General features: G+C 61.1%; 24 protein-coding genes and 3 pseudogenes. 20 read left to right on the plus strand and 7 right to left on the minus strand.

Annotated elements, in window-relative coordinates:
* Positions 1 to 40 precede the first annotated feature (40 nt).
* Complete coding sequence (locus MOV63_RS09780; protein WP_247033499.1) at positions 41 to 2,293, minus strand: bifunctional diguanylate cyclase/phosphodiesterase; 2,253 nt, start codon at positions 2,291 to 2,293, stop codon at positions 41 to 43.
* Positions 2,294 to 2,490: 197 nt separating this feature from the next.
* Here MOV63_RS09780 and MOV63_RS09785 point away from each other — a divergent pair.
* The 4 genes and pseudogenes from MOV63_RS09785 to MOV63_RS09800 form a co-directional block, all read left to right on the plus strand.
* A pseudogene (locus tag MOV63_RS09785) lies at positions 2,491 to 2,673 on the plus strand (alkanesulfonate monooxygenase); the annotation flags it as partial.
* 22 nt (positions 2,674 to 2,695) lie between these two features.
* Entirely contained in the window at positions 2,696 to 4,528 is a 1,833-nt protein-coding gene (locus MOV63_RS09790) for a TRAP transporter large permease subunit (RefSeq protein WP_247033500.1), read from the plus strand.
* 29 nt (positions 4,529 to 4,557) lie between these two features.
* A complete protein-coding gene (locus MOV63_RS09795) occupies positions 4,558 to 5,556 on the plus strand; it encodes a TRAP transporter substrate-binding protein (protein ID WP_247033501.1) in 999 nt (332 codons plus the stop codon).
* Between the two features lie 312 nt (positions 5,557 to 5,868).
* Complete coding sequence (locus MOV63_RS09800) at positions 5,869 to 6,114, plus strand: helix-turn-helix domain-containing protein (RefSeq protein ID WP_038539927.1); 246 nt, start codon at positions 5,869 to 5,871, stop codon at positions 6,112 to 6,114.
* A gap of 78 nt (positions 6,115 to 6,192) precedes the next feature.
* Here MOV63_RS09800 and MOV63_RS09805 read toward each other — a convergent pair whose 3' ends face one another.
* Both MOV63_RS09805 and MOV63_RS09810 read right to left on the minus strand, forming a co-directional pair.
* Complete coding sequence (locus MOV63_RS09805; RefSeq protein ID WP_247033503.1) at positions 6,193 to 7,074, minus strand: LysR family transcriptional regulator; 882 nt, start codon at positions 7,072 to 7,074, stop codon at positions 6,193 to 6,195.
* 27 nt (positions 7,075 to 7,101) lie between these two features.
* Positions 7,102 to 7,410 carry a putative quinol monooxygenase gene (locus MOV63_RS09810; protein ID WP_247033504.1) on the minus strand — a complete coding sequence of 103 codons (309 nt, stop codon included), beginning with the start codon at positions 7,408 to 7,410 and terminating at the stop codon, positions 7,102 to 7,104.
* 113 nt (positions 7,411 to 7,523) lie between these two features.
* On the opposite strand from MOV63_RS09810, the gene MOV63_RS09815 reads away from it, so the two are divergent.
* The 7 genes from MOV63_RS09815 (at position 7,524) to MOV63_RS09840 (ending at position 14,105) form a co-directional block, all read left to right on the plus strand.
* Positions 7,524 to 9,020, plus strand: a complete 1,497-nt coding sequence (locus MOV63_RS09815; RefSeq protein ID WP_247033505.1) for a CoA-acylating methylmalonate-semialdehyde dehydrogenase — start codon at positions 7,524 to 7,526, stop codon at positions 9,018 to 9,020.
* A 171-nt stretch (positions 9,021 to 9,191) separates the two neighbouring features.
* Positions 9,192 to 9,512: a hypothetical protein gene (locus MOV63_RS09820; RefSeq protein ID WP_247033506.1), complete on the plus strand. Its 321-nt coding sequence runs from the start codon at positions 9,192 to 9,194 to the stop codon at positions 9,510 to 9,512.
* Between the two features lie 177 nt (positions 9,513 to 9,689).
* The gene (locus MOV63_RS09825; protein ID WP_405029314.1) at positions 9,690 to 10,784 is read left to right on the plus strand and encodes a YjgN family protein; all 1,095 of its coding nucleotides are present in this window, start codon (positions 9,690 to 9,692) and stop codon (positions 10,782 to 10,784) included.
* Positions 10,774 to 11,838, plus strand: coding sequence for a M48 family metallopeptidase (locus MOV63_RS09830; protein WP_247033507.1), 1,065 nt, complete (start codon positions 10,774 to 10,776; stop codon positions 11,836 to 11,838). Before MOV63_RS09825 ends, MOV63_RS09830 begins: the two co-directional genes overlap by 11 nt.
* A 79-nt stretch (positions 11,839 to 11,917) precedes the next feature.
* On the plus strand, positions 11,918 to 12,043 hold the full coding sequence (locus MOV63_RS32585; RefSeq protein ID WP_258718814.1) for a hypothetical protein: 126 nt from the start codon (positions 11,918 to 11,920) through the stop codon (positions 12,041 to 12,043).
* 377 nt (positions 12,044 to 12,420) lie between these two features.
* Positions 12,421 to 12,903 carry an iron-responsive transcriptional regulator RirA gene (gene rirA, locus MOV63_RS09835; RefSeq protein ID WP_038539948.1) on the plus strand — a complete coding sequence of 161 codons (483 nt, stop codon included), beginning with the start codon at positions 12,421 to 12,423 and terminating at the stop codon, positions 12,901 to 12,903.
* 170 nt (positions 12,904 to 13,073) lie between these two features.
* The gene (locus MOV63_RS09840; protein WP_247033508.1) at positions 13,074 to 14,105 is read left to right on the plus strand and encodes an AbrB family transcriptional regulator; all 1,032 of its coding nucleotides are present in this window, start codon (positions 13,074 to 13,076) and stop codon (positions 14,103 to 14,105) included.
* A gap of 3 nt (positions 14,106 to 14,108) precedes the next feature.
* On the opposite strand, the gene MOV63_RS09845 is transcribed toward MOV63_RS09840, so the two are convergent.
* Positions 14,109 to 15,347 carry a TadE/TadG family type IV pilus assembly protein gene (locus tag MOV63_RS09845; protein WP_247033509.1) on the minus strand — a complete coding sequence of 413 codons (1,239 nt, stop codon included), beginning with the start codon at positions 15,345 to 15,347 and terminating at the stop codon, positions 14,109 to 14,111.
* 170 nt (positions 15,348 to 15,517) lie between these two features.
* On the opposite strand from MOV63_RS09845, the gene MOV63_RS09850 reads away from it, so the two are divergent.
* Positions 15,518 to 16,048, plus strand: a complete 531-nt coding sequence (locus MOV63_RS09850) for a gluconokinase (protein ID WP_247033510.1) — start codon at positions 15,518 to 15,520, stop codon at positions 16,046 to 16,048.
* Between the two features lie 218 nt (positions 16,049 to 16,266).
* Positions 16,267 to 16,923 (plus strand): TetR/AcrR family transcriptional regulator, encoded by a 657-nt coding sequence (locus MOV63_RS09855; protein ID WP_247033511.1) that lies wholly within the window; start codon positions 16,267 to 16,269, stop codon positions 16,921 to 16,923.
* 8 nt (positions 16,924 to 16,931) lie between these two features.
* Here MOV63_RS09855 and MOV63_RS09860 read toward each other — a convergent pair.
* The 3 genes and pseudogenes from MOV63_RS09860 to MOV63_RS09870 all read right to left on the minus strand — a co-directional run bounded on the left by MOV63_RS09860 (position 16,932) and on the right by MOV63_RS09870 (position 20,001).
* Positions 16,932 to 18,229: pseudogene (locus tag MOV63_RS09860) on the minus strand (NAD(P)/FAD-dependent oxidoreductase).
* 95 nt (positions 18,230 to 18,324) lie between these two features.
* Positions 18,325 to 19,572: an FAD-binding oxidoreductase gene (locus MOV63_RS09865; protein ID WP_247033512.1), complete on the minus strand. Its 1,248-nt coding sequence runs from the start codon at positions 19,570 to 19,572 to the stop codon at positions 18,325 to 18,327.
* Positions 19,573 to 19,653: 81 nt separating this feature from the next.
* Complete coding sequence (locus MOV63_RS09870; protein ID WP_247033513.1) at positions 19,654 to 20,001, minus strand: hypothetical protein; 348 nt, start codon at positions 19,999 to 20,001, stop codon at positions 19,654 to 19,656.
* Here MOV63_RS09870 and MOV63_RS09875 point away from each other — a divergent pair.
* From MOV63_RS09875 to MOV63_RS09905, 7 genes and pseudogenes are all read left to right on the plus strand, one after another.
* The gene (locus MOV63_RS09875; RefSeq protein ID WP_247033514.1) at positions 20,000 to 20,290 is read left to right on the plus strand and encodes a hypothetical protein; all 291 of its coding nucleotides are present in this window, start codon (positions 20,000 to 20,002) and stop codon (positions 20,288 to 20,290) included. The genes MOV63_RS09870 and MOV63_RS09875 overlap by 2 nt on opposite strands.
* 11 nt (positions 20,291 to 20,301) lie before the next feature.
* Entirely contained in the window at positions 20,302 to 20,466 is a 165-nt protein-coding gene (locus MOV63_RS09880; RefSeq protein ID WP_247033515.1) for a hypothetical protein, read from the plus strand.
* 312 nt (positions 20,467 to 20,778) lie between these two features.
* Entirely contained in the window at positions 20,779 to 20,868 is a 90-nt protein-coding gene (gene kdpF, locus MOV63_RS09885; RefSeq protein WP_038539975.1) for a K(+)-transporting ATPase subunit F, read from the plus strand.
* 65 nt (positions 20,869 to 20,933) lie between these two features.
* Positions 20,934 to 22,649, plus strand: coding sequence for a potassium-transporting ATPase subunit KdpA (kdpA, locus tag MOV63_RS09890; RefSeq protein WP_247033516.1), 1,716 nt, complete (start codon positions 20,934 to 20,936; stop codon positions 22,647 to 22,649).
* A gap of 231 nt (positions 22,650 to 22,880) precedes the next feature.
* Positions 22,881 to 24,968 carry a potassium-transporting ATPase subunit KdpB gene (gene kdpB, locus MOV63_RS09895; RefSeq protein ID WP_247033517.1) on the plus strand — a complete coding sequence of 696 codons (2,088 nt, stop codon included), beginning with the start codon at positions 22,881 to 22,883 and terminating at the stop codon, positions 24,966 to 24,968.
* A gap of 68 nt (positions 24,969 to 25,036) precedes the next feature.
* The gene (gene kdpC / locus MOV63_RS09900; protein WP_247033519.1) at positions 25,037 to 25,603 is read left to right on the plus strand and encodes a potassium-transporting ATPase subunit KdpC; all 567 of its coding nucleotides are present in this window, start codon (positions 25,037 to 25,039) and stop codon (positions 25,601 to 25,603) included.
* Between the two features lie 65 nt (positions 25,604 to 25,668).
* Positions 25,669 to 26,502, plus strand: a pseudogene (locus tag MOV63_RS09905) (two-component sensor histidine kinase); the annotation flags it as partial.

Genomic DNA, 26,502 nt, shown 5'->3' on the forward strand with positions numbered 1-26,502 from the left:
ACGGAAAGATGCGGGGTGCAGATGCGGGGATCATAGGCAATTACGCAGTCTTGACAGACGAATTTTGCAGCCTGGCCAGGAATTGTTCGAGCGGCTCCGGCCGGGCGTAGAGAAAGCCCTGCGCCAGGATGCATCGTCTTGACAGCAGCCACTCCGCCTGCTGCTCGGTCTCGACACCCTCGGCAAGGATACGCATGTTCATGCGTTCGCCGAGCCGAATGATCATCTCGACGATCGTCTCGTTCTGGCCGGCACCGCCGAGACCGGCAATGAAGGACCGGTCGATCTTGAGTGTGGCGGCCTCCAGGGAGCGGAGCTTTGCCAAGGAAGAATAGCCCGTGCCGAAATCATCGATGGCGATGGCAAATCCTTTGCGTCTGAGAATGGAGAGGACGTCGTCAGCATGTTGCTGCTCTTCCATGGCGACGGTCTCGGTAATCTCCAATTCCAGCCGATCCGGCGATAAGCCATAGCGGCGGATGGTCGCGATCAGTTCGTCGATGAACTCTTTTCGTCCAAGCTGCACCGGCGAGACATTGACACCGAGGGTGATCCCCGGAAATCCCGCTTCGTCGATGGAGCGGAGCGCGCTGCAGGCCTGTTCCAGGATCTGCTGACCCAGGGGCACGATCAGCCCGTTCGCCTCCGCGAGCGGAATGAAATCCGCCGGAAAGATCGTCGATCCATCCGGGCGCGTCCAGCGCGCCAGGGTCTCCGCGCCGACAATCCGATTGTCGATCAGGTCGATCTGCGGCTGGAAAACGACAGTGATTTCCCGGTTTAGCACAGCCTTGTAAAGCTGCTGCGAAAGAGCGAACCGGCGTCGCGTTTCCTCTTCGACATTCGGATCGTATTCGATGAGTTGCCCGCTCGTCCCCTTCAGTCCGGCCTTCTTCAGGAGCAGAAGTCCTGTCGCGATGACGGTTTGAGCCGACGTGAAGTGATTGAGATCGAGAGACGCCGCCTCCGCGCCGAAAAACAGCGCTTCCGGGGTTTGGGCTCCCGCTTCGAGGCGGTTCACATAGTCGATCCGCACCAGATATTCCGGGCCGAGCACGGCAAATACGTCTTCATGCAAACGGGCGATCATGCAGGGCGGCGGAAAGGCCGCCGCCAGGCGCTTCACGAAGGCGCGCAGCAGATGATCACCCTGTTCGACGCCGAGGGAAACGCAGCTTCTCGCATACTGGTTGAGTTCGATGAACAGGACCTTCCGCCTGCGGGGCGGAGGAATCTCGAGTGCTGCCTGAATGCCACGCTTCAGGGCGTTGCCGTTCGCGATCTCGAGCAGGCTGTCTTCGTAGGCGATCCGATCGAGCTGGCTCGTCAGCGCGACATTGATCAGGCCGGTGCCGATATTGGTCGCGAAGACCCGCAGCAATTCCCGCTCGGTATCGTCGATGAGCCTGTTTGTCGCTATGTAGGCTGCCGCAGCAGGCGCGACCGCCTGGCCCGGAAAAAACAGAACCTGCGCCTTCTCCGTCTCGATGTTCGCCTGTTCGTCCAGCGAGCGTTGGATCAATTCCCGAATCGATTGGTCGTTGATGGTGTCGAGGGTCTGGTTGATGGCCGAAGCGAACCGCCCCGCCGAGCCGATGATCCTCGGCGGATGTTCGTGGTCACTCCCGCGGACGCAGACGATGCCGTCCTCGCTGACGCCGAGAAGTGCTGCCAGTTCGTGGATCATCCGGCGGGAGAAATCCTCAAATCCCGAGGATTTCGCCAGGCTGTTGCTCGCCTCGACAATGCTCTGAAGGCCTCGGCGGGCACGGTTCAGCACATCGATCTGCTCGAAGGTCCTGAGATTTGCGGTAAGAATGCTGTGAAGCCGCTCGTTGGTCAGGTCGGTCTTCAGCCAATAATCGGCGATATCGTAGGTCTCGAGCGACGATTGCATCGGCGCGATACCCGGCTGTCCCGTGAGAAGCACGATACGCAGCTGCGAGTTGCCGAGAACTTCGCGAATCGTGCGGACCAGTCGGAGCCCCGCATCGTCCGTCTCCATCACCACATCGAGCAGCAGGACCGCGATTGAAGGCGTTTCGAGCAGAAGCTTGGCCGCCTCGTTGGCAGAACTGGCAGTCAGTATACGCGGGGCGACGCCGCGATAGGTGTAGCCCGAAAGCGAGAGCTTGAGGGAGTTCTGGAACATCGCGTCGTCATCGACGCTCAAGATGGTGAAATCACGCATCTCCGCCTCGAATTGGTCGGGCGAGGCCCCCGTCCCGGCGGCGGGTTCCGGGTGAAATTCGAAGAGATCCTGAGATTGCGTTTCTTGTTCGATATCGCCCACGGACACATCCCCCGATTGTCGCGCAAGGGCAGGACCCTTGCATTTCCGCGAATCCATTAATCATCCTAAAACCTGGCATGTCTCGCAAAAAATGAGTGTGGGGCGAGATTTTGGTCTCAACTGCGGATCGAGGCCCGTTGCGGGGTGGGAATGGTCGCCGTAAAAGGCGGGATCTCTCAAGCTTCGCTTGACCTGCGGCCGGGCGAAAGGCCGGCATCGAAACTTTTATCCTTTCTGCCATGCGGCTGCTTGAGGAAGCCTGTCGCTTCGGCGAAAAGGTGTTGCCGCGTCTCGATGTTGCCCGCGAGGTCTCGGCAACGCGTCATTTCACCGGATCGACGCTCTTCGATCGTGATCTCTCCACGGTCAAGACCGCCTGATCCTCCTGCAAAGGTAAGAACCGTGGCAGCCAGCCCATCCGATTTTCTCGAGCAGACGGCAATCCCCGGCGACGGTATCGCGGCGAGGGTGCTGAAGGGCGTCGAGACTGTCCTCGGCGCTGTCGCGGCACTGATCCTCGCCGTTTTGCTGACGGTGGTGCTGGTCAGCGTCTGCCTGCGCTATTTCTTCAACACTGGTTTCATCGGCGCCGAGGATCTCGGCATCTGGCTGCATGTGGCGCTGATCTCGATCGGCGCGCCGCTCAGCCTCAACAGCGCGCTGGCGATGCGGCTCGACGTTTTCGTGCGTTTGGCTCCCGCCCGGCTGCTGCCGGTAACCCAGGTGCTGGCGGACGTGTTCACGGTGCTTGCGGCGCTGATCCTGCTGTTTGGCGGTTCCGAAATCATGGCCATGCTCGGCGGTATTTCTCCGACGCTTGGCGTTCCGGAGTGGATCCGCTTCGGTTTTCTCGGCGCGGGCGGCGTGCTGATCCTCGTTGTGCTCCTCCTGCAAAGACTTGCCGAGGGCAGGGCGCTGCCGGTACTGATATCGCTTAGCCTCGGCGCAGCGCTCTATTTCGGCATCCCAGAAATCTTCATCGACAGCGACCTTCCGCCGAGCCTTTTCCTGGCATTGGTCGCAGCACTTGGCTTGGTGCTGGCGGCACCGCTGGCGCATGCGTTCCTGACCGCCGCCTATGTGGCGATTGCCTTCGGCAGCAGCCTGCCGGAACCGGCGATCGTCTCCTCGACGGTGACGGGCATGTCGAAATTTCTGCTGCTCGCCATTCCCTTCTTCCTGCTCGCCGGCGGGCTGCTGACCTCCTCAGGCGTTGCCAATCAGCTTGTCCGGTTCGCCGCCTCGATGGTCGGCCATCGCCGGGCGGGGCTGGCGCAGACGACGCTGCTGACAAGCGTGCTATTCTCCGGCGCATCAGGCTCTTCCGTTGCCAATGCCGCCTTCGGGGCTTCGACCTTCCAGCCGGAGCTGGTGAAGCACGGTTATCCGCCGGCCCAGGCGGGTGCGATCATTGCCGCGACATCGGTACTCGACAACGTCATTCCGCCGTCGATCGCCTTCCTGATCCTGGCGACTGCCACCAATCTGTCGGTCGGTTCGCTGCTGGTCGGCGGTTTCTTCGCCGGCGGCCTGATGGCGATCTGCCTCGCGGTGGCAATCCATCTGTCCGTCCGCGAGCAGGTCGCCCTGCCGCGCGCCTCGGGTCGCGAACGCCGGCGGGCGGCGATCTCCGCCATCCCCGCCTTCGGCCTTGGCATCATCGTCGTGGTCGGCATCCGCATCGGTATCGTCACCACCACCGAGGCGGCGGCTCTTGCGGCACTCTATACGATTATCCTCGCCGTCTGGGGCAAGGTCGGAGCCGGTTCGCTGCTCGCCTCGTTCCGACAGGCGGCGACGGAATCCGCGGCGATCGGCCTCTTGATCGGCACGGCCGGACCCTTCGCCTTCCTGCTTGCGGTCGACAATGTCTCCGGCCTCGTCTCGGAGTTCGTGACGATGCTTGGCGGCAGCGCGCTGGCGGTCATCGTCCTCTCCAACGTCATCCTTCTGGTCGTCGGACTGGTGCTCGATATCGGCGCGGCGATCCTGCTGTTCGGCCCGATCCTGCTGCCGGCCGCCGTCGCCGCGGGCATCGATCCGATCCATTTCGGCGTCATCATCGTCGTCAACCTGATGATCCACGGCCTGACCCCGCCGCTCGGCATGCTGATCTTCGTCGTCAGCGGCGTCACCCGCATTCCCGCGGCCGCACTGTTCAAGGCGGTCGTGCCGTATCTGCTTGCACTTCTGGTTTCCCTGACGATCCTTTGCGCCTGGGCGATCATCTTTTAACCGCTTCACATCTCTAGGGACCTTGAGACATGGACAATATCAACCGCCGAACCCTTCTGAAGACCGCCGCAGCAACCGGCGTGGCGCTTGCCGCGCCCGTCTTCGTGCGCAGCGCCGCCGCCCGCACCACGACGATCACCACCGCCTCGCTGCTTGGCGACGACAAGCCGGAATCGAAGATCTGGGTGAAGATCGGCGAGCTGGTGGAAGCCAAGCTGCCGGGCCAGTTCAAGTTCAACGTCGTCAAGAACGGTGCGCTCGGCGGCGAGAAGGAAGTGGCAGAAGGGGCCCGTCTCGGTTCCGTGCAGGCGAGCCTTTCGACCGTCTCGTCACTGTCCGGCTGGGTGCCGGAACTGCAGGTCCTCGATTTGCCGTTCCTCTTCCGTGACGCAGCCCATGTCCGCAAGACGGTCGATGGCAGCGTCGGCGCCGACCTCAAGCAGAAGCTCGCTACCCAGAATTTCGTGATCGGCGATTTCATCAACTACGGCGCCCGCCATCTGCTCACGAAGGAGCCGGTCACCCGTCCGGAACAGCTGAAGGGCAAGAAGATCCGTGTGATCCAGAGCCCGCTGCACACCAAGCTGTGGGCCGCCTTCGGCACCGCCCCGGTCGGCATTCCGATCACCGAGACCTACAATGCGCTGGCGACCGGCGTTGCCGACGCCATGGACCTCACCAAATCCGCTTATGCCGGCTTCAAGCTCTATGAAGTCGTGCCCTACATGACCGAAACAGGCCATATCTGGGCGTCCGGCGTCATCTATTATTCCGCCAGCTTCTGGAACCAGTTGAACCCCGAGCAAAAGACAGTCTTCCAGGACGCCTCGAGGCAAGGGGCTGCCTATTTCAATCAGCTGATCGTCGATGACGAGGCGGCATCCGTTGCCGTGTCGCTCAAGAATGGCGGCAAATTGCTGAAGCCGGAAGCCTTCGAGGAGTGGCAGAAAGGTGCACAAGGCGTCTGGCAGGATTTCGCCGCGATCGTCGGCGGCATCGACAGGATCAAGTCGATTCAGTCCGCCTGATAGCCTTTTCTAAAGGTTAAGAAAATTTAATGTGGCACCGCAAACGCGGTGCCATTTCTGTTTTTTCAGCTCGATTTAAGGCAAAAATGCCCGATTCCAGCCGCTTTAAGCGAGTTGGGTAAATGGATGCCGCCTTCTTTCGACCTGAAAGCGAACACATTTTTGTGCACTGCAGTAACCGCCCTTGTCTCGGTCGTCAGCATGCCTATGTTTGCGGCAGCCGGTGCCTAATTTTTTAGACTCCTGCGTCTCGGGCATTCGTCCCCCTTCACCTGACCGGTTTTCGGCAGGCCATTCTAGAAGGAGCATACAATGACAATTTCGATCAATAATTTCGCATCCGCCAATGGAGCGAAGCTTTCTCCGCAGCACATTGCCTCAGCCGTCGCCGAAACGCGTCGTTCTGTCGGCTACAGCATTGAAGAGCTTGCCATCACGACCGGCCTCGTCAACGACGAGATCGTTCGCATTGAAAACGGCACCGATGCCGATCCGGCCAAGCTGAAGCGCATTGCCGCGGCACTCAAGGTTCCGGTTACGACCTTCCTGCCTTCTTGATACAAGGTTTTCCGGCCGCTTCGGCGGCCGGACCCTGTTTGGGTCTTCTTCTTTTCCCCATGAAGACCGTCCTATCCGTCACACAAAAATGTGGCTTTCCCCATCGACCAGTTCCTTCAGAAACTCCACCACCGTCCTCAGCCGCATCAGGTCGCGGGTCGTTTCGTGGTAGGTGGTCCAGTAGGACCGCCGAATAACGGTCCCGGGCAGCACCCGCACCAGTTCCGGATATTGTCGCGCGACATAGTCGTGAAGGATGCCGATGCCGGCGCCGGAACGGACCGCCTCGGTCTGGCCGATCGCGCTTGAAATCTCGAAGCTGGCATCCCAGTCCCGCATCACCTCGCCGGTGAAATTCAAGGACGGCGAAAAAATCAGGTCCTCCACATAACCGATGCGCGGATGGTTCTTCAATGCCTCCACCGTCTGCGGCGTTCCTGCCTGATCGAGATAGGTCTTCGAGGCATAGAGGCCGAGCGTATAATCGGTCAGTTTCGAAGAGATGAGCCGACCTTGTTCCGGGCGTTCGATGGTGATGGCGATATCCGCCTCCCGCTGGGAGAGCGAGAAAGATCGCGGCACGGGCACCAACTGCAGCTTGAGTTCCGGATGACGGCGCGTCAGCCGCCCGAGCCGTGAGGCAAGAAAGGAAACGCCAAAACCGTCGGGCGCCCCGATCCTGACCGTACCGGCGATCGCCGCGTCGATCCGCCCGGTACTCGCCTGCGCCGCCAGCATCTCCGTTTCCATCCGCTCGGCCGCCCGAAAGAACACCTCGCCTTCGGCGGTCAGTTCGCAGCCGTTGGTGCGGCGGATGAGGAGGCGGGTGCGCAAATCCTCTTCCAGCGCCGTCACCCGCCGCCCGAGCGTCGCATGGTTGACGCCGAGCCGCCGCGAAGCAGCCAGAATCTGGCCGGCGCGGGCTACCGCCAGAAACATGCGGACATCGTCCCAGTTCATCGTTGGTTGTCTTTCAATGCCTGCTGCTTATTTTGCCCGCATCATCACCGGATCGACGTCGATCAGCCTGAGAGACTTCACCATGTCCGCCGTATGTTCTTTATACTTCAGGAAATGCGGCGTCCGGAGATGCGCCTCGTAAGCGCTCTGGTCCGCATAGACCTCCAGGATGCGGATTTGCTCAGGCCGTTCCTTTTCAGCGACGGCATGCAACATCAGCACGCCCGGCTCATTGTTCACCGATGCCTCGATTTCCTCGGCAAGGAGGGCTCGATAGGGGTCGATTTGTGCGGGATCGATTTCCAGTTCCGCAATCCTGACGATCTTGCCCGACATCATAGCCTCGGTCTTGTTTCGATTTCTGCACAACGGATGCTTATTCCACTCCATTGCTTTGTGCAAATCGAAGTGTAGACTCCCACCACGTACCAAAAATGGAGGAGCATACCATGCGTGAGATCGGGCATTTCATCGGCGGCAAGCATGTCGCCGGCACCAGCGGCCGCACGGCTGACGTCTTCAATCCGGCAACTGGCGAAGTCCAGGCGAAGGTTTCGCTTGCCAGCGTTTCAGAAATCCGCGCTGCCGTCGAAAGCGCCAAGCAGGCCCAGCCGAAATGGGCTGCCACCAATCCACAGCGCCGCGCCCGTGTCTTCATGAAGTTCGTCGACCTGCTCAACCAGAACATGGATGAACTCGCCGAGATGCTGTCGAAGGAACACGGCAAGACGGTCGAGGATTCCAAGGGCGACGTCATTCGCGGCCTGGAAGTCTGCGAATTCGTGATCGGTATCCCGCATCTGTCGAAGGGCGAGTTTACCGAAGGCGCCGGCCCGCAGATCGATATGTATTCGATGCGCCAGCCGGTCGGTATCGGCGCCGGCATCACCCCGTTCAATTTCCCGGGCATGATCCCGATGTGGATGTTCGCCCCCGCGATTGCTTGCGGCAATGCCTTTATCCTGAAGCCGTCGGAGCGTGACCCGTCCCTGCCGATGCGCCTTGCCGAACTGATGATCGAAGCTGGCCTGCCTGCCGGCATCTTGAACGTCGTCAACGGCGACAAGGCAGCCGTCGACGCGATCCTTACCGATCCGGATATCGGCGCCATCTCCTTCGTCGGCTCGACCCCGATCGCCCGTTACGTCTATGGTACGGCTGCGATGAACGGCAAGCGCGCCCAGTGCTTCGGCGGTGCCAAGAACCACATGATCATCATGCCGGACGCCGATCTCGACCAGGCCGTCAACGCGCTGATGGGGGCCGGCTACGGTTCCGCCGGCGAGCGCTGCATGGCGGTTTCGGTTGCCGTCCCGGTCGGCGAGGAAACCGCCAATCGCCTCGTCGAAAAGTTGATCCCGAAGATCGAGTCGCTGCGTATCGGCCCCTACACGGACGAGAAGGCCGACATGGGCCCGGTCGTCACCAAGGAAGCCCATGCCCGCATCAACGGCCTGATCAACCGCGGCGTCGAGGAAGGCGCCAAGCTCATGGTCGACGGCCGCGGCTTCAAGCTGCAGGGTTATGAGAACGGCTATTTCGTCGGTGGCACGCTGTTCGACCACGTCACGCCCGAGATGGACATCTACAAGCAGGAAATCTTCGGTCCTGTCCTCTCGGTCGTCCGCGCCCACAACTATGAAGAAGCGCTCGATCTGCCGATGAAGCACGAGTACGGCAACGGCGTTGCGATCTACACCCGCGACGGCGATGCCGCCCGTGACTTCGCCAGCCGCATCAATATCGGCATGATCGGCATCAACGTTCCGATCCCGGTTCCGCTCGCCTATCACTCGTTCGGTGGCTGGAAGGCTTCGAGCTTCGGCGATCTCAACCAGCACGGCACGGATTCGATCAAGTTCTGGACCAAGACCAAGACGATCACCGCCCGCTGGCCGTCCGGCATCAAGGATGGTGCCGAATTCGTCATGCCGACGATGAAGTAAGCAGAAACTCGGTCGAAATTATCAGGCGGGCCTCTTCGGGGGCCCGTTTTTTGTTGGCGTCATATCCGGTTTACCAAGCAATTTAATCCCGCTTTATCCGTGAATACTGACCAAATCGTCAGTGGTTCTCGTTTATACGAGTGACGGTAAAGTAACAAAAAGGGGATGGGTATGGCTAAAAAGGTAATGATGAAGAACGACAGCATCGGTCTGACCAAGAAGGGTTTCCACGGTTTTTCGTGGACCTACCTTTTCTTCGGCTGGCTGGTTCCGGTTGTACGCGGTGAAATCTCCATCGGTGCTCTGCATCTGGTGATCTCGGTGTTCACCGCGGGCATCTCGCAACTCATTTTCTCCTTTCTCTACAACAAGCAGTATACGCATCGGCTGATCGAAAAAGGTTATCGGTTCGCCGACACGCCGGAGAACAACGCTGCTGCGGCCCAAGCGCTCGGCGCCGATCTCCCTGCCGGGACGCCGGCACACGCCTGAGGCCCAATCGAGAAATGAGCAAAACGGGTCTCGCAGGAGGCCCGTTTTTGTTTTGGCGACCCAGAATCTGATTACGTGTCGCGCGAACAATTGAAATGACATATCCAGGCCCTACAATCATGCGGGGAATCGGGCAGGCAGCCGTCTCGACGGTATTCGGCAAGGGGATATGACATCATGGCAATGGCAGAGACGACGCCTCGGGCGGCGGCGGGGCAGTATTTTGAGCGCGCATCCTTCACCGGCAGCGCCAGCGAATATTTCGGTATCTGGATCGTCAACGTTCTGCTGACGATCGTCACGCTCGGCATCTATTCGGCCTGGGCCAAGGTGCGGCGCATGCGATACTTCTACGGCAACACGGTCATTCTGGACCGCGCCTTCGAATATCACGCGACCGGCAAGCAGATCTTCATCGGCCGGCTGATCGTCATTGCGTTCCTGATCGTGATCAACATCAGCACGGCGATTTTTCCGCCGCTCGGCATCCTTACTCCGATCGTGATCCTGGTTGCTCTTCCGTGGCTCATCAAGCGCAGCCTGCGCTTCAACGCCCGGGTGACGAGCTACCGCAATGTGCGTTTCGATTTCGTCGGCACCGCGGGCGGCGCCTTCGTTGCGATCCTGCTCGGCAGCTTCGTCGCCTTCATTTCCTTCGGCATCCTGGCGCCACTCGCGAGCCGCTGGACCTGGCGATACCTCTTCAACAACCTGCGGTACGGGGACCGGCCGTTTTCCAGCGATCCGCAGCTCAGCCGGCTTTATGGCGTCTGGATCCTGCCGGCATTGATCGTGTTCCTGGGCAGCATCGTCTTCGGTTTCATTGCCTTCGTCGTGATCATCGGTGCTGCGACCGTCATGCGTGAGAGCGCCGAATTGACGAGCACGCAGATGACCGTGCTGAGCATCGCCGGTCTCTACGCCGGGGTCTTCATCTATTTCATCCTCTATGGTGTTGCTGGTCTCTTCTATCGGGCGGGTGTGCGCAACATCGCCTGGTCGGCGGCGGAACTTGACGGTCGCCATCAGCTGGTCAGCGATATCTCCCGGCTGCGTTATGCCTGGATCGCAATCAGCAACGTGATCGTCACCGTGCTGACGCTCGGACTGATGCGCCCCTGGGCGGCGGTCCGGATGGCGCGGTATGTGAACGAGCATTCCGGCATCCGCATCAATGGCGATCCGGGCGAAATCCTCTCCTCGATCGAGGCGACCGGTGCTGCAATCAGTGCCGAATACATGGATATGGAAGGGTTCGACTTTGGCTTCTGACGGAGCGGTCATCGCTAAAGGCGAATGGCATCCGGCCAATTCCAGCCGCGCAATCCCGGCCGTTCTGCGCGAGGATGGCAGTCTCCTCGTCGCGGCGGAAGAGGGGCGGGTCCTCGCCTCTGCCGTGCCGGAGCGGGTCGAGGTCAGTTCGCGGGTCGGCTCTATTCCGCGGCGAGTGAGTTTCCCGGATGGTTCCGTGTTCGAAACGCGCGACAACGAGGGCATCGACACCTATCTCCGCGCCAAGCGAGGCGCCCGCAGCGGCCTGATCCATCGGCTGGAGCGGTTCCATCCGCGGCTGATCGTCATGACGATCGCAGTCATCCTGCTTGCGGCGTCGATCTATCGGTATGCGGTACCCGTGCTGGTGGAAGTTGCCGTCCTGGTAACGCCGCCGTTCGTGCCGGAACTGATCGGCTCCGGCACGCTCGCCTCGCTCGATCGGACGATCCTGAAACCTTCCGAGTTGCCGGAAGGCGAACGGCAGGCGATCTCCGAGGGCTTCTCGAAACTCGCCGTCCATTCGAAGGGAGGGCAAAAGGCCTATCGGCTTTATTTCCGGGATGGCGGCGTGATTGGCCCGAATGCCTTCGCACTCCCCGATGGCAGCCTGATCCTCACCGACGATCTGGTGAAGCTCGCCAACGGCGACCGGGAAATGATCCTCGGCGTGCTCGGCCACGAGATTGCCCATGTCGAGGGCAAGCACAGCCTGCGGCAGCTCTATCGCGCTGCCGGCGTTGCCGCGCTGGTCATGCTGATTGCCGGCGATGTCGGCTCGGGCGTCGAGGATATCCTCACCCAGGGCGGTGCACTGGTGGCATTGTCCTATTCACGGGCCGCGGAAGCGGAGGCGGATCGCCGTTCGGTCGAGCTGATGCGGGCTGCCGGTTACGATCCCGCCGCACTTGCCCGCTTCTTCGTGGTCCTCGAAGAAAAGCTCGGAGACCATGGCGACGCGAGCATCCTGTCGAGCCATCCGGGCACCCCGCAACGTCAGCAGGACATCCGCAATTATGCCGCCGAGCTGGAAGGTCGGCCTCAGGCAAGGTAGCCATGATCGATAGCCACCATTGACGTATCCGCAGACTATCCTAATTTAGCTTGCGGAGTAGGAGTGGGGATGTATGTCCATGGTGTACGAGTGGGATGCGAAGCGTGCCCGCCGCGCGTATCTGGCGAGGATCGGCCTTAGCCTGCTGGCAGCAATGGTGGTGGTCGCTGTCCCCACCTGGGTGGCGATCTCGATGACCGGTTGACGCCGGCCGGAACTTTTCTGGCGAACCGCCGCCGGTCCTGAACCGGCTTCGCACAGGACCATCAAAACTTCATGCAGGTCGCGGGATATCGTTGGCAATCCCTGCGCGGCCTGTTCGGCGCGGCCAGACGTTGTCCTTCGGCAGAGGGCCGAAGGTTTGCCTGGCAGAGCCCGCGCCTGTCTGCCCAGCCCGCCGCTCCGGCTTGCCCCAGCCTTCCGGGCGTCGTCTGTGCGGACGAGCAATTCATAGCTTGAATTCCGCTCCGATGCAGGCAAGCTGCCTCACGTCGGAAACTTGATGACGATTTTCTTATTTTGGAATTGTTCAAAACTAGGGAAGCCATTATATAGGGCGGGTACGAGTCTCGGGAGACCAGCATGCGCTTGACCAAACAGACGAATTACGCAGTACGGATGCTGATGTATTGCGCCGCCAACGAAGGCCACCTGAGCCGCATTCCCGAGATTGCCAGGGCCTATGGCGTTTCCGAACTCTTCCTTTTCAAGATCCTCCAGCCGCTCACGAAGGCCGGTCTGGTGGAAACCGTACGTGGTCGCAACGGTGGCGTAAGGCTCGGCCGAGCTGCTGAGCGCATCACCCTTTTCGACGTCATCAAGGTCACCGAAGATAGTTTCGCCATGGCGGAATGCTTCGAAGAGGGAGTTGCGGAATGCCCGCTTGTTGACAGCTGCGGCCTGAACGCTGCGCTTCGCAAGGCGCTCAACGCTTTCTTCGATGTGCTCGCCGAATACACGATCGACGATCTCGTCAAGGCGCGCCCGCAGATCAATTTCCTGCTGGGCATCGATATGCTGCATCTGCCGAAGGCCATCCCGAAGGTCGTCGCGCCGGCCGCCTGATCTTGCCCGTTGACGTTTCTTGAAGGCGCCGCCGTTGAGGTTGGCGCCTTTTGCTATCCCCCGTATGCTGTAGAAGAGGTTGACCTCGCGCGCATTTGCAATAGAAGGGGATGAGGCGTTTTGCTGGCTTTTGTCAGTTTTCCTTCCTGTGGCGCCTTCAGGATCAAGCCATGCCCCTTTCGGAATTGCGCGTATTCGCGCTGACTGCGCTGATCGGCACTGCCGGTGCGCTGATCGCAATTCTCATTGCTTTTCCAGCTCCTTACCTCATCGGTCCGGCAATCGCGATCACCATTGCGGGGCTTGCCGGGCTGAACTTGGCGGTGCCGGCGCAGGTCCGCAACGTCTGTTTCATCATCGTCGGCGTGTCGATGGGGGCGACTGTCACGCCGGAGGTGATCGTCGCGGCGCGCACCTGGCCTCTGAGTTTCGTCATGGTGCTCGTGGCGGTCGTCATCCTGCTCTATGTGAGTTCGTGGGTGCTGCAACGGTTCTTCCACTATGACCGGATCACTGCGCTGCTCGCCTCCTCCCCCGGGCACCTGAGCTATGTGCTGAGCCTCGCCGCCGAAACCCGCTGCGACCTGCGCGCCGTCAGCGTCGGCCAAAGCGTGCGCGTGCTGGCGCTGACGATTACGGTCCCGCTGATCGTGGAAATCTTCGATCTCGTCGGCACCGACCCGGTTCTGGTGCCTTTGGTGATGAGCGCGCCTGTTCTCATCGCCATGCTTATCGTCTCGGCGCTGTTCGGCGTGGTGTTCATGCGCTGGAATTTTCCGGCAGCGCTGCTGCTCGGCGGCGTCGTGGTATCGATCGCCACGCATGTGACCGGCTTCATCAACGGCGGAGTTCCGAACTGGCTGCTGGTTCCGACCTATGTCATCCTCGGTTCGGTCATCGGCACGCGCTTCTGCGGCGTATCGATCCGCGAATTGCGCACCGCCTTTGTGGCCGGCGGCGTGGTGACCGTGGTCGTCATCGTGCTGGCAGCGGCGATCGCCGGCGGCGTTTCCTGCCTGACCGGCGTGCCGCTCGATGCAGCGCTGATCGCCTTTGCGCCGGGCGGGCTCGAAACCATGTCGGCGATGGCGGTGATGCTGCATGCCGACCCCACCTATGTCGGCGCTCATCACGTGCTTCGGCTGATGTTCCTGTCGGTGCTGATGCCCGTCGTGCTCGGCAAGGAAGCCCGGCAGCGTTGAGCGTCAGTTGACGAGGCGCACCGATGTAATTTCAGAGCCTGTCCCGCTGTCAGCCCCCGTATAGGGTTCGATCTGCCAGTTGGCGGAGTTCATGATCATCGTATTGACCACCAGTGTAATCAGGTTCGACTGATTGGTGGTCGAATTGTAGACGACGTCCCGGTTCGGAAGATGGATGACCCCCTTGAGCGTCTCGCCATTGGAGCCGTTGAAGATATACTGTTGCTTGCGGCCGTTGTTGGCGACATCGCTGGTCTTTTCGAACATCAGGATGCCCTTGTAAGTGCCGCTGGTCGGCGCCGATGCGGTGAAGCTCAAGGCGCCGTTGGCGCGGATTTCGCTGTCGGTATCGGGGAAATAGAAGGTCACCCCGTCCGCGACGACCGTCGAACCTGAGTTGATGATCATCCGGCCCTTGATGATATGGAGGCCGGGTTTGAACGTGATCTTCGGTGATCCGTTGAAGGTGGTGCCGCAATGGACGCCTGGGGCCATGTCCTGCACTGCTCCGTCCCTTGTGCCGCTGGTGGTGCAGGTCGAGGAGACGGTCGGCTCGGCGATGCCGACGGCATAGGGGTCGCCGGAGACCTTGCAGCCGGGTTTCAGGTTGCTGAGCGTCCCGCCGTTCTTGATGTATTGGGTGCCGGCAACGCAGAAGCTGGGCGTATCGATCGTCGCGCCGCTGTTCATGATGAAGGCCGGGTTCTGGGTCGAACTGACCTCCACGCCGCATTTCTCCGAATGCACGTTGGCGCCCGAATTGATCAGGACGGCCTGCGCCGTGTTGCCGAGCACGTAGATGCACGCGCCTGAAGGCTTCGGGTTCCTGTTCGCGATCGCGGTGGATTGGACCTTGACGTCGATGGTGTGGATGCCGAGCAGCCCGAGGAAATTCGTCGGCACGCCTTGGGCATAGGTACCCGTCAGACTGCCATCGGCATTTCCGGCGACGATGAGTGCGGTGTCGAGGTCGGTGTCTTCCGGTACCGTATCGGTCAGAAAGCGCAGCGCTTCCCGGCGCTGACTTGCGATATCGGATTTTGCAACGGCGCTGAGCAAGGCCGCATCAAGGGCGCCCTGCAGGCGGCCGCGTTCGAACGAGGCTTGGGCAAAATCGATCGCGCCACCGGCGGTCGTGACGAGGAGCGGCATCGCCAGGGCAGTGGCTATCGCAAAATTGCCGCCTGTATCGCGTAGGATATGATAAAGGCGTAACGCAATATTGTCGATGAGTCGCCGCATGATCGTGGGTTCCCGGTTGAGCTCGGTGAGTGCAGAATGCGCTTCAAGGTCAGCCCTTTTATCGCAGCCCCTCTAAAGTTCCCGTAAGAGAATTGGAAAACCTGAAGTTAACCTCGGCTCCTGTATTTCGGTTTTCCCGCCCCTGAACATGGTCCCAATGGAAGTTAATCATGCCCCCGATCGAACCCTCGTCTCCTCTCGCAATCGTCGTCATGGGTGTCAGCGGATCGGGGAAGACATCGGTGGGCGAACATCTCGCCGCGCGTCTCGGCTGCGCATTCGTGGAAGGTGATCGCCTGCATCCGGAGGCGAATGTCGCCAAGATGGCGAAGGGCATTCCACTGACCGACGACGACCGCTGGCCCTGGCTCGATCTCGTCGGCAACGAACTGGCCACGGCAAGGGGGCGCGGCGAAAGCGTGGTCGTCTCGTGCTCGGCGCTGAAACAAACCTATCGGGATCGTTTGCGGCGGGAGGCCGGCGGCACGCTCTATTTCGTTTTTCTCACGGGCGACCCCAAGGTTCTTGAACAACGGATGGGCGCGCGTACCGGCCATTTCATGCCGACATCGTTGCTTCAGAGCCAGCTCGCAACCCTTGAAAGCCCCGAGCATGAGGCCGGGGTGATAACGGTCGACGTCGACGCAAGTGTCGATACCATCGTCAGCAAGGCTTTCGATGGTATTACCAGGCTCATTTGAGGATAGATAATAGGATTTAGCCTCTCGTTTTCTCCGATGTTCTGTCTTGTGCATCGCCGTGGAAAGTATTCTAAAAATTACCAGTCATTGTGATCCGATGCTCTTCGGGCGCCGTATAAGTAACAGTTTTGCGTTCAAGCAATTCCGCCTGACTTGCCGGGAATTTCCCCGGCGACGGCAGGGAGCAGTTGACAGGTGTTTGAGGAGACGGTTTGCGGATGCCAGATTCGACGAAAGGATCCGGGCGGGGTTCCCTTCGCCGGGTGCCGAAACAGGAGCGGAGCCGCGAGCGTATCGATGAGATCCTGAAAGTGTCGATGCAGCTGATCGGCCAGAAGGGCATAGACGCAGTGACCATGAAGGAGATAGCCGCCCTTTCCGGGGGGCCTATCGCATCGGTCTATCAGTATTTCCCGAACAAGTCCGCCATCATCGCAACGCTCTACGAGCGTTACGTCGAAGAGGTTCGTTCCTTTGTCGCAGAGCAGATTGGAAAGATCGCCACGGCCGAAGACGCTTTGCAGGCCCCGGCCGCACTTTTCGATTTATACTACTATAACATGCGGGAAAGGCCGTCGCTCCAAGATCTCCTGAATGCCATCCAGGCGGACAAAGCGCTTGCTGATCTGGATATTGCCGAGACCCGCTTTCAGGCTGATGTATTCTACAAGGCCACCGAGCCCTTCGTGGAAGAACCGCTTCGCGAAAACTATGCTCAGGCGCTTCTGGTGATGTTTCACCTGTCGGGCGCTACCATGCGGCTTGCCCTCATGGTTCCCGAAGACGAAGCCGCTGCGACCGTGGCGCAGTTCAAGTCGATCATTCGCGCGCAGGCGACCTATTATTTCACCGGCAGCTTCCCGATTTCTCTTTGATCCCTTGATCAGAGGCCCAATCGGTCGCGCAACCCATACCACCAGGCACCGAGCACCGTGAGCGGCACCCGGAACGTCTGCCCGCCCGGAAAGGGAAGGTTGGGCAGCGACGACCAGATATCGAGCGTTCCGCATGGCCGGCGACTGCCTCGCCGAGGATCTTGCCGAGCAGATGCGTGGTGGTCACCCCGTGGCCGCTGTCGCCGTGCGAGAAATAGACCTTGTCCGACAGTTTTCCCATATGCGGGATACGCGTCAGGGTAAGCGCAAAATTACCGCTCCAGGCATAGTCGATCTTGACGCCCTTCAACTGCGGAAACGTCTTCAGCATATTGGGGCGGATGACGCCCGTGAGATCGCTCGGGTCGTTTCCGCCGTAACCAATGCCGCCGCCATAGAGCAGCCGGTTGTCGGCAGTCCGCCGGTAATAGTCGAGAATGTAATTGGCGTCTTCGACGCAGTAATTCGCCGGCAGCAGGCTTTCGATCAGGCTCGCGTCGAGCGGTTCCGTCGCCATCACCTGACTGGAAACCGGCATCATCCGGCCGCTGATCTCTGGAAACTGCGGGGAGAGATAGGCATTGCCGCAGACAAGCACATACGAGGCCTTTACCGAACCCCTCGCGGTTCGCGTCACCGGTTTTTCGCCAGCGTCTAAGCCGGTCACGCGCGAGGCTTCGAAGACGCGTCCACCAAGGCTTTCGAACGCTGCCGCCTCGCCGATCACGAGATTGAGCGGATGGATGTGGCCGCCGAGCCTGTCGATCATGCCGCCGGCATACCTGTCGGTCTTTACATACCGTCCGACCTCGGCTTTCGAAACCATTTCCAGCCCGCCATGGCCGTATCTTTCCCAATCGGCTTTGTGATGCGCCATCTCGCGGATCTGCTTGTCCGTGAAGGCCGCGAAGAAGCCGCCATCCACTAGGTCGCAGTCGATCCCGTATTTCACCACCCGGCTGCGGATGATCTCGCCGCCTTCGAGCGACATCGCCCCGAGCTTCACCGCCTTGTCGCGGCCATAACGGCCGGCGATGGTTTCGAGGTCGCGGCTGTAGCCGTTGACGATCTGGCCGCCATTGCGGCCCGAGGCGCCAAAGCCGATACGCTCCGCCTCCAGCACCACGACGGAATATCCGCGCTCTGCAAGTTCCAGCGCCGCGGAAATGCCCGTGAAGCCGGCACCGATGATGCAGACATCCGCTTCTATCGCCCCGTCAAGGGCAGGGCGGACACGCTTGTCCTTTGCCGAAGCCGCGTACCAGGAATTCGTGTGGCGGGGATTGTCTGCGGGTCTAAAGGCCATGTTACACCGTCCGAATATAGGCGCCGCATTCGACATCGATCCCGCACAGGGCAGGCTCCGACAGTCCGTGCCCCTTCAAGACCAATCGAACAGAGCTAGGCGTTGAAGCGCTCTGGCCTATAAGCCGAGATGTCGATCAATGTCTTCTGCCCCGTGATCGCCTCCGCAATCACCTGACCGGTCACCGGACCCAGCGTCAGGCCGTGATGCGCATGACCGAACGCGAACCACAGTCCGTCATGCCGCGGCGCCTTGCCGATGACCGGCATCATGTCCGGCGTGCAGGGGCGGGCACCCATCCAGGGCTCCATGTCGAGCCGTTCGGCGAGCGGGAAGATGCTGCGGGCGACCGCTTCGGCGCGTTCGAGCTGAACAGGTGTCTTCGGCGCGTCGCGGCGGGCAAATTCCGCGCCCGTCGTCAGGCGGATGCCCTGGTTCATCGGGGCCAGGAAATAGCCGCGCTCCGCATCCATGGTCCAGCCGTTGAGCTTAGCATTGCCCTTCGCCGAATAGTGCATGTGGTAGCCGCGCTTGACGCCGACCAGGAAATTGTAGCCGAGCGGCTTTGTGACCGTATCGGACCAGGGGCCAAGCGCCACCACCACGTCCTTGGCTTCCACCGTGCCTTCGCCGGCGACGATCCGCCAGCCGGTCTTGGTCTGCGACAGGCTCTTGGCATCGCCCTTCAGCACCCGGCCGCCGAGGCTTTCGAACAGTTTTACATAGGCGCGCGTCAGCGCCAGCGGATCCTTGACCGACCATGGGTCTTCCCAGCGCAGACCGCCGACGAAATCGTTGGAAAGATTGGGTTCCTGCTCGGCGATATCGGCCGGCGAAAGTTCCTTGAAGGCGACGCCATACTCCTTGCGAAGCCGCTCGGCCTCGCCGATCTCGCCGTCATGCTTGCCGCGGGTGCGGAACACCTCCGTCCAGCCGTTCTTGGCGATCAGCTCCTGGGCTCCGGCTTCCTCGATCAGCTCGTTATGGGTCGCGATCGAGTGCTCGATCAGCGGCGCATAGGCGCGGGCGATCAGCTGGTGGCGGGTCATGTTCGAATGCCACCAGTATTTCGCCAGGAACGACGTGACCGACGGAATGGCCTTCCAGTGGAAATGCGCGTCGATGCGGTTGTTCATGGCATAGCGCAGGATCAGGCCGAACTGCTGGGGAAAGCCATAGGGCACGACGCCCTCGCGCTGGATCAGGCCGGCATTGCCGTAGGATGTCTCCATGCCGGGTTCTTTCCGGTCGACGAGCACCACCGATTTGCCGCGCCGGGCGAGCTGCAATGCCGTCGAAACGCCGACAATGCCGGCTCCCAGCACGATCGCATCTGCTGTCATGATCTGAATTCCATTTCCCAAGTCTTTTATCGTTCGAGGATTTCAACATGCCGCCCGGAATGCTGCGGCGCAAACGAAAAATCACGGTTGCTTATATGGATTCCCTATTTCTTCGTCTGCCGCATCCAATCGAAAGCCTATGCGGCCGTCGCTACCTTTCGGATCGTCGTGCATCGGTTTCGATGCGGGCTCCGCGCGAACAATGCCGCGGGCCGATCCCAACAAGGAGTGACTGAAATGTTTGGTCGTTTGGGGAGCGTCTACTTCCTGCATCTTGCTGAAGCCAAAGCCCGGCAGCGCCGGCTGTTGCAGCCAAATCGCCCGGTCGACGCGAACCTCGGCGTTTTCCTGAGGCTCCTCGGCGTCATCGGCCTCGGCCTTTGCGCCGCGGGCCTTGTTTCCATGATGGCTGCGTGAGGGGATCGTCATGGGTAAGGCAATGTCGAAAGTCGAGCCTCCCTCGCGAGGCGTGCGTTTCATGGTGGGCCGCGATGTCGGCGGCCGTTGGGTCGTCTCCGACCGCGATGGGCTCGTCGGCGGATTGTTCACCGATCGGGCGTCGGCGGTGCATTTCGCCATGTTCGAAAGTGATCGCACGCCGGGTGCCGTCTGCTGCCTCCCGGAAGGCGTCACCTTGAGCCTGGGGCCGATTTTCGAGACCCCGGTGAAGGCTCCCGAGGCGATCGATCCCCGCACGAAGATCGTCAGACGGGGATGAGGAGAATGCTGATGTCCAGGGCCGTTCACCACATGCGCCAACACGTCTATCCGCGCTCCCGTAATTTCGGGAACCCGGACCATCTGCGTGCATCGAGCATCATTCTCGGCATGCTCGCGGTGATGCTGATGGCGCTCGTTTTCGCCTATGCCATAACCTTTACCGCCGCTTCCTGAGGGCAGCCGCCGCCGGAAAGAACGAAATTCCTATAGGATTTTTATTTCTTTCCCCTGAGCCCCGTCTCGAACCCCTATGCGGTCGCGCCGCATATTAGGGTCCGAGAGATCGCTAAAGATCATCTCCAAAGCCGCAAAGCATCAAAGTGCCGTCTTTCGGGGACGGCATCGCTTGCCTTGTCCGGCCTCGCCTTAACAACAGGAGTCCAGATCGATGTTGGACGTCATTCTACTCGGCACCGCAGTCGTCTTCTTCGGTCTCTGCCTTGCCTATACCCGCGCCTGCGACAGGCTTTGAAGGGAGAAGCTCCGATGATCCTCGATTATGTCTTGAGCGGCGGCGTGACCGTGTTCCTCACCGTCTACCTCACCTACGCTCTCATTCGCCCAGAACGCTTCTGAAAAGAACGCTTTTAAAGAGAACCGGCGCCGTTCGTCAGCTGCCGGGTATTGAAAGTTAAGCCCAAATGACCCTCAACGGATGGCTTCAGATCCTGCTTTATTGCGGGATCATCATCGCGCTCGTCAAACCGCTCGGCGGTTACATGACGCGTGTCTTCTCAGGCGAGCGCACTCTTCTGTCACCTGTCCTCGTTCCGATCGAACGGGGACTTTATGCCGTGGCCGGCACCAGCGAACGCGAAGACCAGCATTGGACCTCCTATGCCTTCTCGCTGCTGATGTTCAACCTGTTCGGCGTCGTCGTGCTCTATGCGATGATGCGGCTGCAGGCCGGCCTGCCCTATAATCCGGCCGGCATGGCTGCGGTGCCGCCCGAGCTTTCCTTCAACACCGCCGTCAGTTTCGTCAGCAATACCAACTGGCAGAACTACGGCGGCGAAAGCACCATGTCCTATCTGACCCAGATGATGGGTCTCAACGTGCAGAATTTCGCCTCCGCCGCGACCGGCATGGCAATCGCCGTCGGCCTGATCCGCGCCTTTTCGCGCTCTTCCGGCCCAGGGGCTAAGAAAACGATCGGCAATTTCTGGGTCGATATGACCCGCGCCACGCTCTATATCCTGCTGCCGATCTGCATCATGCTGACGCTGGTCTATGTCTGGCTCGGCGTGCCGCAGACGCTCGGACCTTATGTCGAAGCGACGACGCTGGAAGGCGCGAAGCAGACTATCGCGCTCGGCCCGGTCGCCTCGCAGCTTGCCATCAAGATGCTCGGCACCAATGGCGGCGGTTTCTTCAACGCCAACTCGGCACATCCGTTCGAAAATCCGGATGCGATATCCAATCTCATCCAGATGGTGTCGATCTTTGCGATCGGTGCCGCCCTGACCAACGTTTTCGGCCGTATGGTCGGCAACCAGCGCCAGGGCTGGGCGATCCTTGCATCGATGGGCATCCTGTTCATCGTCGGCGTCGGCATCACCTACTGGGCGGAAGCGGCCGGCAATCCGCTGATGCACCAGTTCGGCCTTGCCGGTGGCAACATGGAAGGCAAGGAAGTCCGCTTCGGCGTCACCCTGTCGTCGCTGTTTGCGGTCATCACCACGGCGGCCTCCTGCGGCGCGGTCAATGCCATGCACGGCTCGTTCACGGCACTCGGCGGCCTGATCCCGCTCATCAACATGCAGCTCGGCGAAGTCATCGTCGGCGGCGTCGGCGCGGGTTTCTACGGCATCATCCTCTTCATCATCGTCGCAGTCTTCGTGGCCGGGCTTATGGTCGGCCGCACGCCGGAATATCTGGGCAAAAAGATCGAGGCGAAGGAGATGAAGATGGCCGTGCTCGCCGTTCTCTGCCTGCCGCTCGCCATGCTGGTCTTTACGGCGATCGCCACGGTGCTGCCGTCCGCGGTCGCCTCGATCGGCACCGCCGGCCCGCATGGCTTCTCCGAAATCCTCTACGCCTATACCTCGGCTGCGGCCAATAACGGCTCGGCTTTCGGCGGGCTTTCGGGCAACACGCCCTGGTACAACGTGACGCTTGGGCTCGGCATGCTGATGGGCCGCTTCCTGGTCATCATTCCGGCGCTCGCCATCGCAGGCTCGCTGGTCGCCAAGAAGACGGTTCCGGCCTCGGCAGGCACCTTCCCGACAGATGGCCCGCTGTTCGTCGGCCTGCTGGTCGGCACGATCCTGATCGTCGGCGGCCTCACCTTCATGCCCGCCCTGGCGCTCGGCCCCGTCGTCGAACACCTGGTCATGATCGCCGGCCAGATCTTCTGAGGGACTAAGGGGAGCAATGCCATGAGCATCCGCAAAGCTCTCCGCAGACAGTCCACTCTTGCCTCGCGAAAGCGAGGCAAGAGTGGACAGAGCTCCTACGGATCCTATGCAATTTTTATCATGACGGCGGTCATTCTTGCCGTTGTCCTCGTGATCGAAGTCTTGCGCGGCTGATCGACCCTTCGTCGCCTCGATTGACAAGCCAACTCATTTTCAAAGCTGGAGTCTCTTATGAGCCAGGCAAAATCCGCGAGCATCATGGATACTCGCATCCTCATTCCGGCCGCAGGCGATGCTTTCAAGAAGCTCAACCCGCGGACCCTTGCCCGGAACCCCGTCATGTTCGTCGTGGCCACGGTCTCGGTCCTCACCACCGTGCTTTTCCTCCGCGACCTCGCGGCCGGCAACGGCAATCTCGGTTTCTCCTTCCAGATCAACATCTGGCTCTGGTTCACCGTCTTGTTCGCCAATTTCGCCGAAGCGGTCGCCGAAGGCCGCGGCAAGGCGCAGGCGGATTCGCTGCGCAAGGCCCGCACCGAAACCCAGGCCAAGCTGCTTTCGGGCAGCGACCGCACCCACTACAAGATGGTCGCCGGTACGAGCCTGAAAGTCGGTGACGTGGTGCTCGTCGAACCGGGCGACATCATTCCGTCGGATGGCGAAGTCATCGAGGGTGTCGCCTCTGTGAACGAAGCGGCGATCACCGGCGAATCCGCGCCCGTCATCCGCGAATCCGGCGGCGACCGCTCGGCCGTGACAGGCGGGACGCAAGTCCTGTCGGACTGGATCCGCGTCCGTATCACGGCCGCTGCCGGCTCGACCTTCCTTGACCGGATGATCTCGCTTGTCGAGGGCGCCGAGCGCCAGAAGACGCCGAACGAGATCGCGCTCAACATCCTTCTGGCCGGCATGACGCTGATCTTCGTGCTCGCGACCGCAACGATCCCGAGCTTTGCGATCTATGCTGGCGGCTCGATCCCGATCATCGTTCTCGTCGCGCTGTTCGTGACGCTGATCCCGACCACGATCGGCGCGCTGCTGTCGGCGATCGGCATTGCGGGCATGGACCGCCTCGTCCGCTTCAATGTGCTCGCGATGTCCGGTCGCGCCGTCGAAGCTGCCGGCGACGTCGACACGCTGCTGCTCGACAAGACCGGCACGATTACGCTCGGCAACCGCCAGGCCACCTCGTTCCGCCCGGTCCGCGGCGTCTCCGAACAAGATCTCGCCGATGCCGCCCAGCTCGCCTCGCTTGCCGACGAAACGCCGGAAGGCCGCTCGATCGTCGTGCTTGCCAAGGAAAAGTACGCTATCCGCGGCCGCGACATGGCGAACCTGAAGGCGAGTTTCGTCCCCTTTACCGCCCAGACCCGCATGAGCGGCGTCGATCTCGACGGTTCGCAAATCCGCAAGGGTGCGGTCGATGCGGTACTCGCCTATGTCCGTGCCGGTTCGCTTCCGGTCTCCGGCAATGCGGCGATCGCCGCCAGCCCGCAATCCGATATCGTGCGCGAGCTGCAGGCGATCGCCGACGAAATCGCCAAGGCCGGCGGCACCCCGCTTGCCGTTGCCCGTGACGGCAAGCTGCTCGGCGTCGTCCAGTTGAAGGACATCGTCAAGGGCGGTATCCGCGAACGTTTTGCGGAACTGCGCCGCATGGGCATCCGCACCGTGATGATCACTGGCGACAACCCGATGACCGCGGCGGCGATTGCCGCCGAAGCCGGCGTCGACGACTTCCTTGCCCAGGCGACACCTGAGAACAAGCTGACGCTGATCCGCGAGGAACAGGCCAAGGGTAAGCTCGTCGCCATGTGCGGCGACGGTACCAACGATGCGCCTGCACTCGCCCAGGCCGATGTCGGCGTCGCCATGAACACCGGCACGGTGGCCGCCCGCGAGGCCGGCAACATGGTCGACCTCGACTCGGACCCGACGAAACTCATCGAGATCGTCGAGATCGGCAAGCAGCTCCTGATGACCCGTGGCGCGCTGACCACTTTTTCGATCGCCAACGATATCGCCAAGTATTTCGCCATCATCCCGGCGATGTTCCTGACCTTCTACCCGCAGCTCGGCGTGCTGAACATCATGGGGCTGGCCACGCCGCAAAGCGCCATCCTGTCGGCGATCATCTTCAACGCACTGATCATCATCGCGTTGATCCCGCTGTCGCTGAAGGGCGTCAAATACCGGGCTATCGGCGCCGGCGCGCTGCTTTCTCGCAATCTGCTCGTCTATGGTCTCGGCGGCATCCTCGTTCCCTTCATCGGCATCAAAGCGATCGACATGATCATCACCGCGATCGGTCTCGCTTAAATTTTACGCGGTTTCTTCACGCGAACCGGCATCCACTTCGCTTGAAAACGCTTTTCGGAGAAATGACAATGTTCAAGCAACTTCGCCCTGCGATCGTCATGATCGTCGCTACCACGGCCATTACAGGCCTGATCTACCCCTTCGCCATGACCGGCATCGCCCAGGCCGTTTTCCCGGTCCAGGCAAACGGCAGCCTGGTCGAGAAGGACGGAACCGTTGTCGGCTCGGCGCTGATCGGCCAGGCATTCACCGGCGACCAGTACTTCCACGGTCGTCCGTCTGCTGCCGGCGACGGTTACAACGCCGCCTCGTCCTCCGGCTCCAACCTCGGCCCGACCAGCGCCAAGCTGATCGACCGGGTGAAGACGGACTACGAAGCCGCCAGGGCGACCAACCCGAACGCGGAGGTGCCGATCGACCTCGTCACGGCCTCTGGCAGCGGCCTCGACCCACATATCTCGCCGGAAGCCGCGCTCTTCCAGGTGCCGCGCGTCGCCAAGGCCCGCAACATGGACGAGGCAGCGGTCCGCGCGCTCGTCGAGGCTCATGTCGAAAGCCGCGAACTTGGTTTCCTCGGCGAACCTGTGGTCAATGTGCTTGCGTTGAATATGGCGCTTGACCAGCCGCGCTCTTAAATTGAAATGGCTGCGGCTATCTTGTCGATGGCCGCAGCTTTCCCGACCGGGAGACGGATAAATTGATGCCCGACGACAGTCGCGAGAGTGAAAACAGGCCTTCGCCGGATGCGCTTCTGGAGCACGCCGAGCGGGAGACCCGCGGGCGGCTGAAGATTTTCCTGGGGGCGGCGCCCGGCGTCGGCAAGACCTACGAGATGCTGATGTCCGGCCGCGCCCGCAGGGCGGACGGTCTCGACGTGGTGATCGGCGTGGTCGAAACCCACGGCCGCCAGGAAACCGAGGCGCTGGTCGAGGGCTTCGAGATCGTGCCCCGCAAGGCGATCGATTATCGTGGCCAGCAGCTCGATGAAATGGACCTCGACGCTATTCTCGCGCGCCGTCCGGCTCTGGTTCTGGTCGACGAACTTGCTCATACTAACGCCGCCGGCAGCCGCCATCCGAAGCGCTACATGGATGTGCAGGAAATCCTCAGCCAAGGTATCGACGTCTATTCGACGCTCAACATCCAGCATGTCGAGAGCCTGAACGACGTGGTGGCACAGATCACCCGTGTCCGGGTGCGCGAGACGGTGCCGGACAGCATCATCGACCGGGCCGACGACGTCGAGATCATCGATATCACCCCCGACGACCTCATCAAGCGGCTGAACGACGGCAAGGTCTATGTGCCGCAGACGGCGCGGCGCGCGATCGAGAACTACTTTTCGCCCGGCAACCTGACGGCGCTGCGCGAACTGGCGCTCCGTCGCACCGCCCAGCGGGTCGACGAGCAGCTCCTCAACCACATGCAGGCGCACGCTATTTCCGGCCCCTGGGCTGCCGGCGATCGGGTGCTCGTCTGCCTCGACCACGGCAGGAACGGCGCGAGCCTGGTGCGGTACGCCCGCCGCCAGGCC

It is taken from the genome of Neorhizobium sp. SHOUNA12A (assembly GCF_023006505.1).
Taxonomy (GTDB): domain Bacteria; phylum Pseudomonadota; class Alphaproteobacteria; order Rhizobiales; family Rhizobiaceae; genus Neorhizobium.

Coding starts and splice junctions, on each gene's coding strand:
- MOV63_RS09795 (WP_247033501.1), top strand. CDS start 4,558: ATGGACAATATCAACCGCCGAACCCTTCTGAAGACCGCCGCAGCAACC.
- MOV63_RS09800 (WP_038539927.1), top strand. CDS start 5,869: ATGACAATTTCGATCAATAATTTCGCATCCGCCAATGGAGCGAAGCTT.
- MOV63_RS09805 (WP_247033503.1), bottom strand. CDS start 7,074: ATGAACTGGGACGATGTCCGCATGTTTCTGGCGGTAGCCCGCGCCGGC.
- MOV63_RS09810 (WP_247033504.1), bottom strand. CDS start 7,410: ATGTCGGGCAAGATCGTCAGGATTGCGGAACTGGAAATCGATCCCGCA.
- MOV63_RS09815 (WP_247033505.1), top strand. CDS start 7,524: ATGCGTGAGATCGGGCATTTCATCGGCGGCAAGCATGTCGCCGGCACC.
- MOV63_RS09820 (WP_247033506.1), top strand. CDS start 9,192: ATGGCTAAAAAGGTAATGATGAAGAACGACAGCATCGGTCTGACCAAG.
- MOV63_RS09825 (WP_405029314.1), top strand. CDS start 9,690: ATGGCAATGGCAGAGACGACGCCTCGGGCGGCGGCGGGGCAGTATTTT.
- MOV63_RS32585 (WP_258718814.1), top strand. CDS start 11,918: ATGGTGTACGAGTGGGATGCGAAGCGTGCCCGCCGCGCGTATCTGGCG.
- rirA (WP_038539948.1), top strand. CDS start 12,421: ATGCGCTTGACCAAACAGACGAATTACGCAGTACGGATGCTGATGTAT.
- MOV63_RS09840 (WP_247033508.1), top strand. CDS start 13,074: ATGCCCCTTTCGGAATTGCGCGTATTCGCGCTGACTGCGCTGATCGGC.
- MOV63_RS09845 (WP_247033509.1), bottom strand. CDS start 15,347: ATGCGGCGACTCATCGACAATATTGCGTTACGCCTTTATCATATCCTA.
- MOV63_RS09850 (WP_247033510.1), top strand. CDS start 15,518: ATGCCCCCGATCGAACCCTCGTCTCCTCTCGCAATCGTCGTCATGGGT.
- MOV63_RS09855 (WP_247033511.1), top strand. CDS start 16,267: ATGCCAGATTCGACGAAAGGATCCGGGCGGGGTTCCCTTCGCCGGGTG.
- MOV63_RS09865 (WP_247033512.1), bottom strand. CDS start 19,572: ATGACAGCAGATGCGATCGTGCTGGGAGCCGGCATTGTCGGCGTTTCG.
- MOV63_RS09875 (WP_247033514.1), top strand. CDS start 20,000: ATGGGTAAGGCAATGTCGAAAGTCGAGCCTCCCTCGCGAGGCGTGCGT.
- MOV63_RS09870 (WP_247033513.1), bottom strand. CDS start 20,001: ATGACGATCCCCTCACGCAGCCATCATGGAAACAAGGCCCGCGGCGCA.
- MOV63_RS09880 (WP_247033515.1), top strand. CDS start 20,302: ATGTCCAGGGCCGTTCACCACATGCGCCAACACGTCTATCCGCGCTCC.
- kdpF (WP_038539975.1), top strand. CDS start 20,779: ATGATCCTCGATTATGTCTTGAGCGGCGGCGTGACCGTGTTCCTCACC.
- kdpA (WP_247033516.1), top strand. CDS start 20,934: ATGACCCTCAACGGATGGCTTCAGATCCTGCTTTATTGCGGGATCATC.
- kdpB (WP_247033517.1), top strand. CDS start 22,881: ATGAGCCAGGCAAAATCCGCGAGCATCATGGATACTCGCATCCTCATT.
- kdpC (WP_247033519.1), top strand. CDS start 25,037: ATGTTCAAGCAACTTCGCCCTGCGATCGTCATGATCGTCGCTACCACG.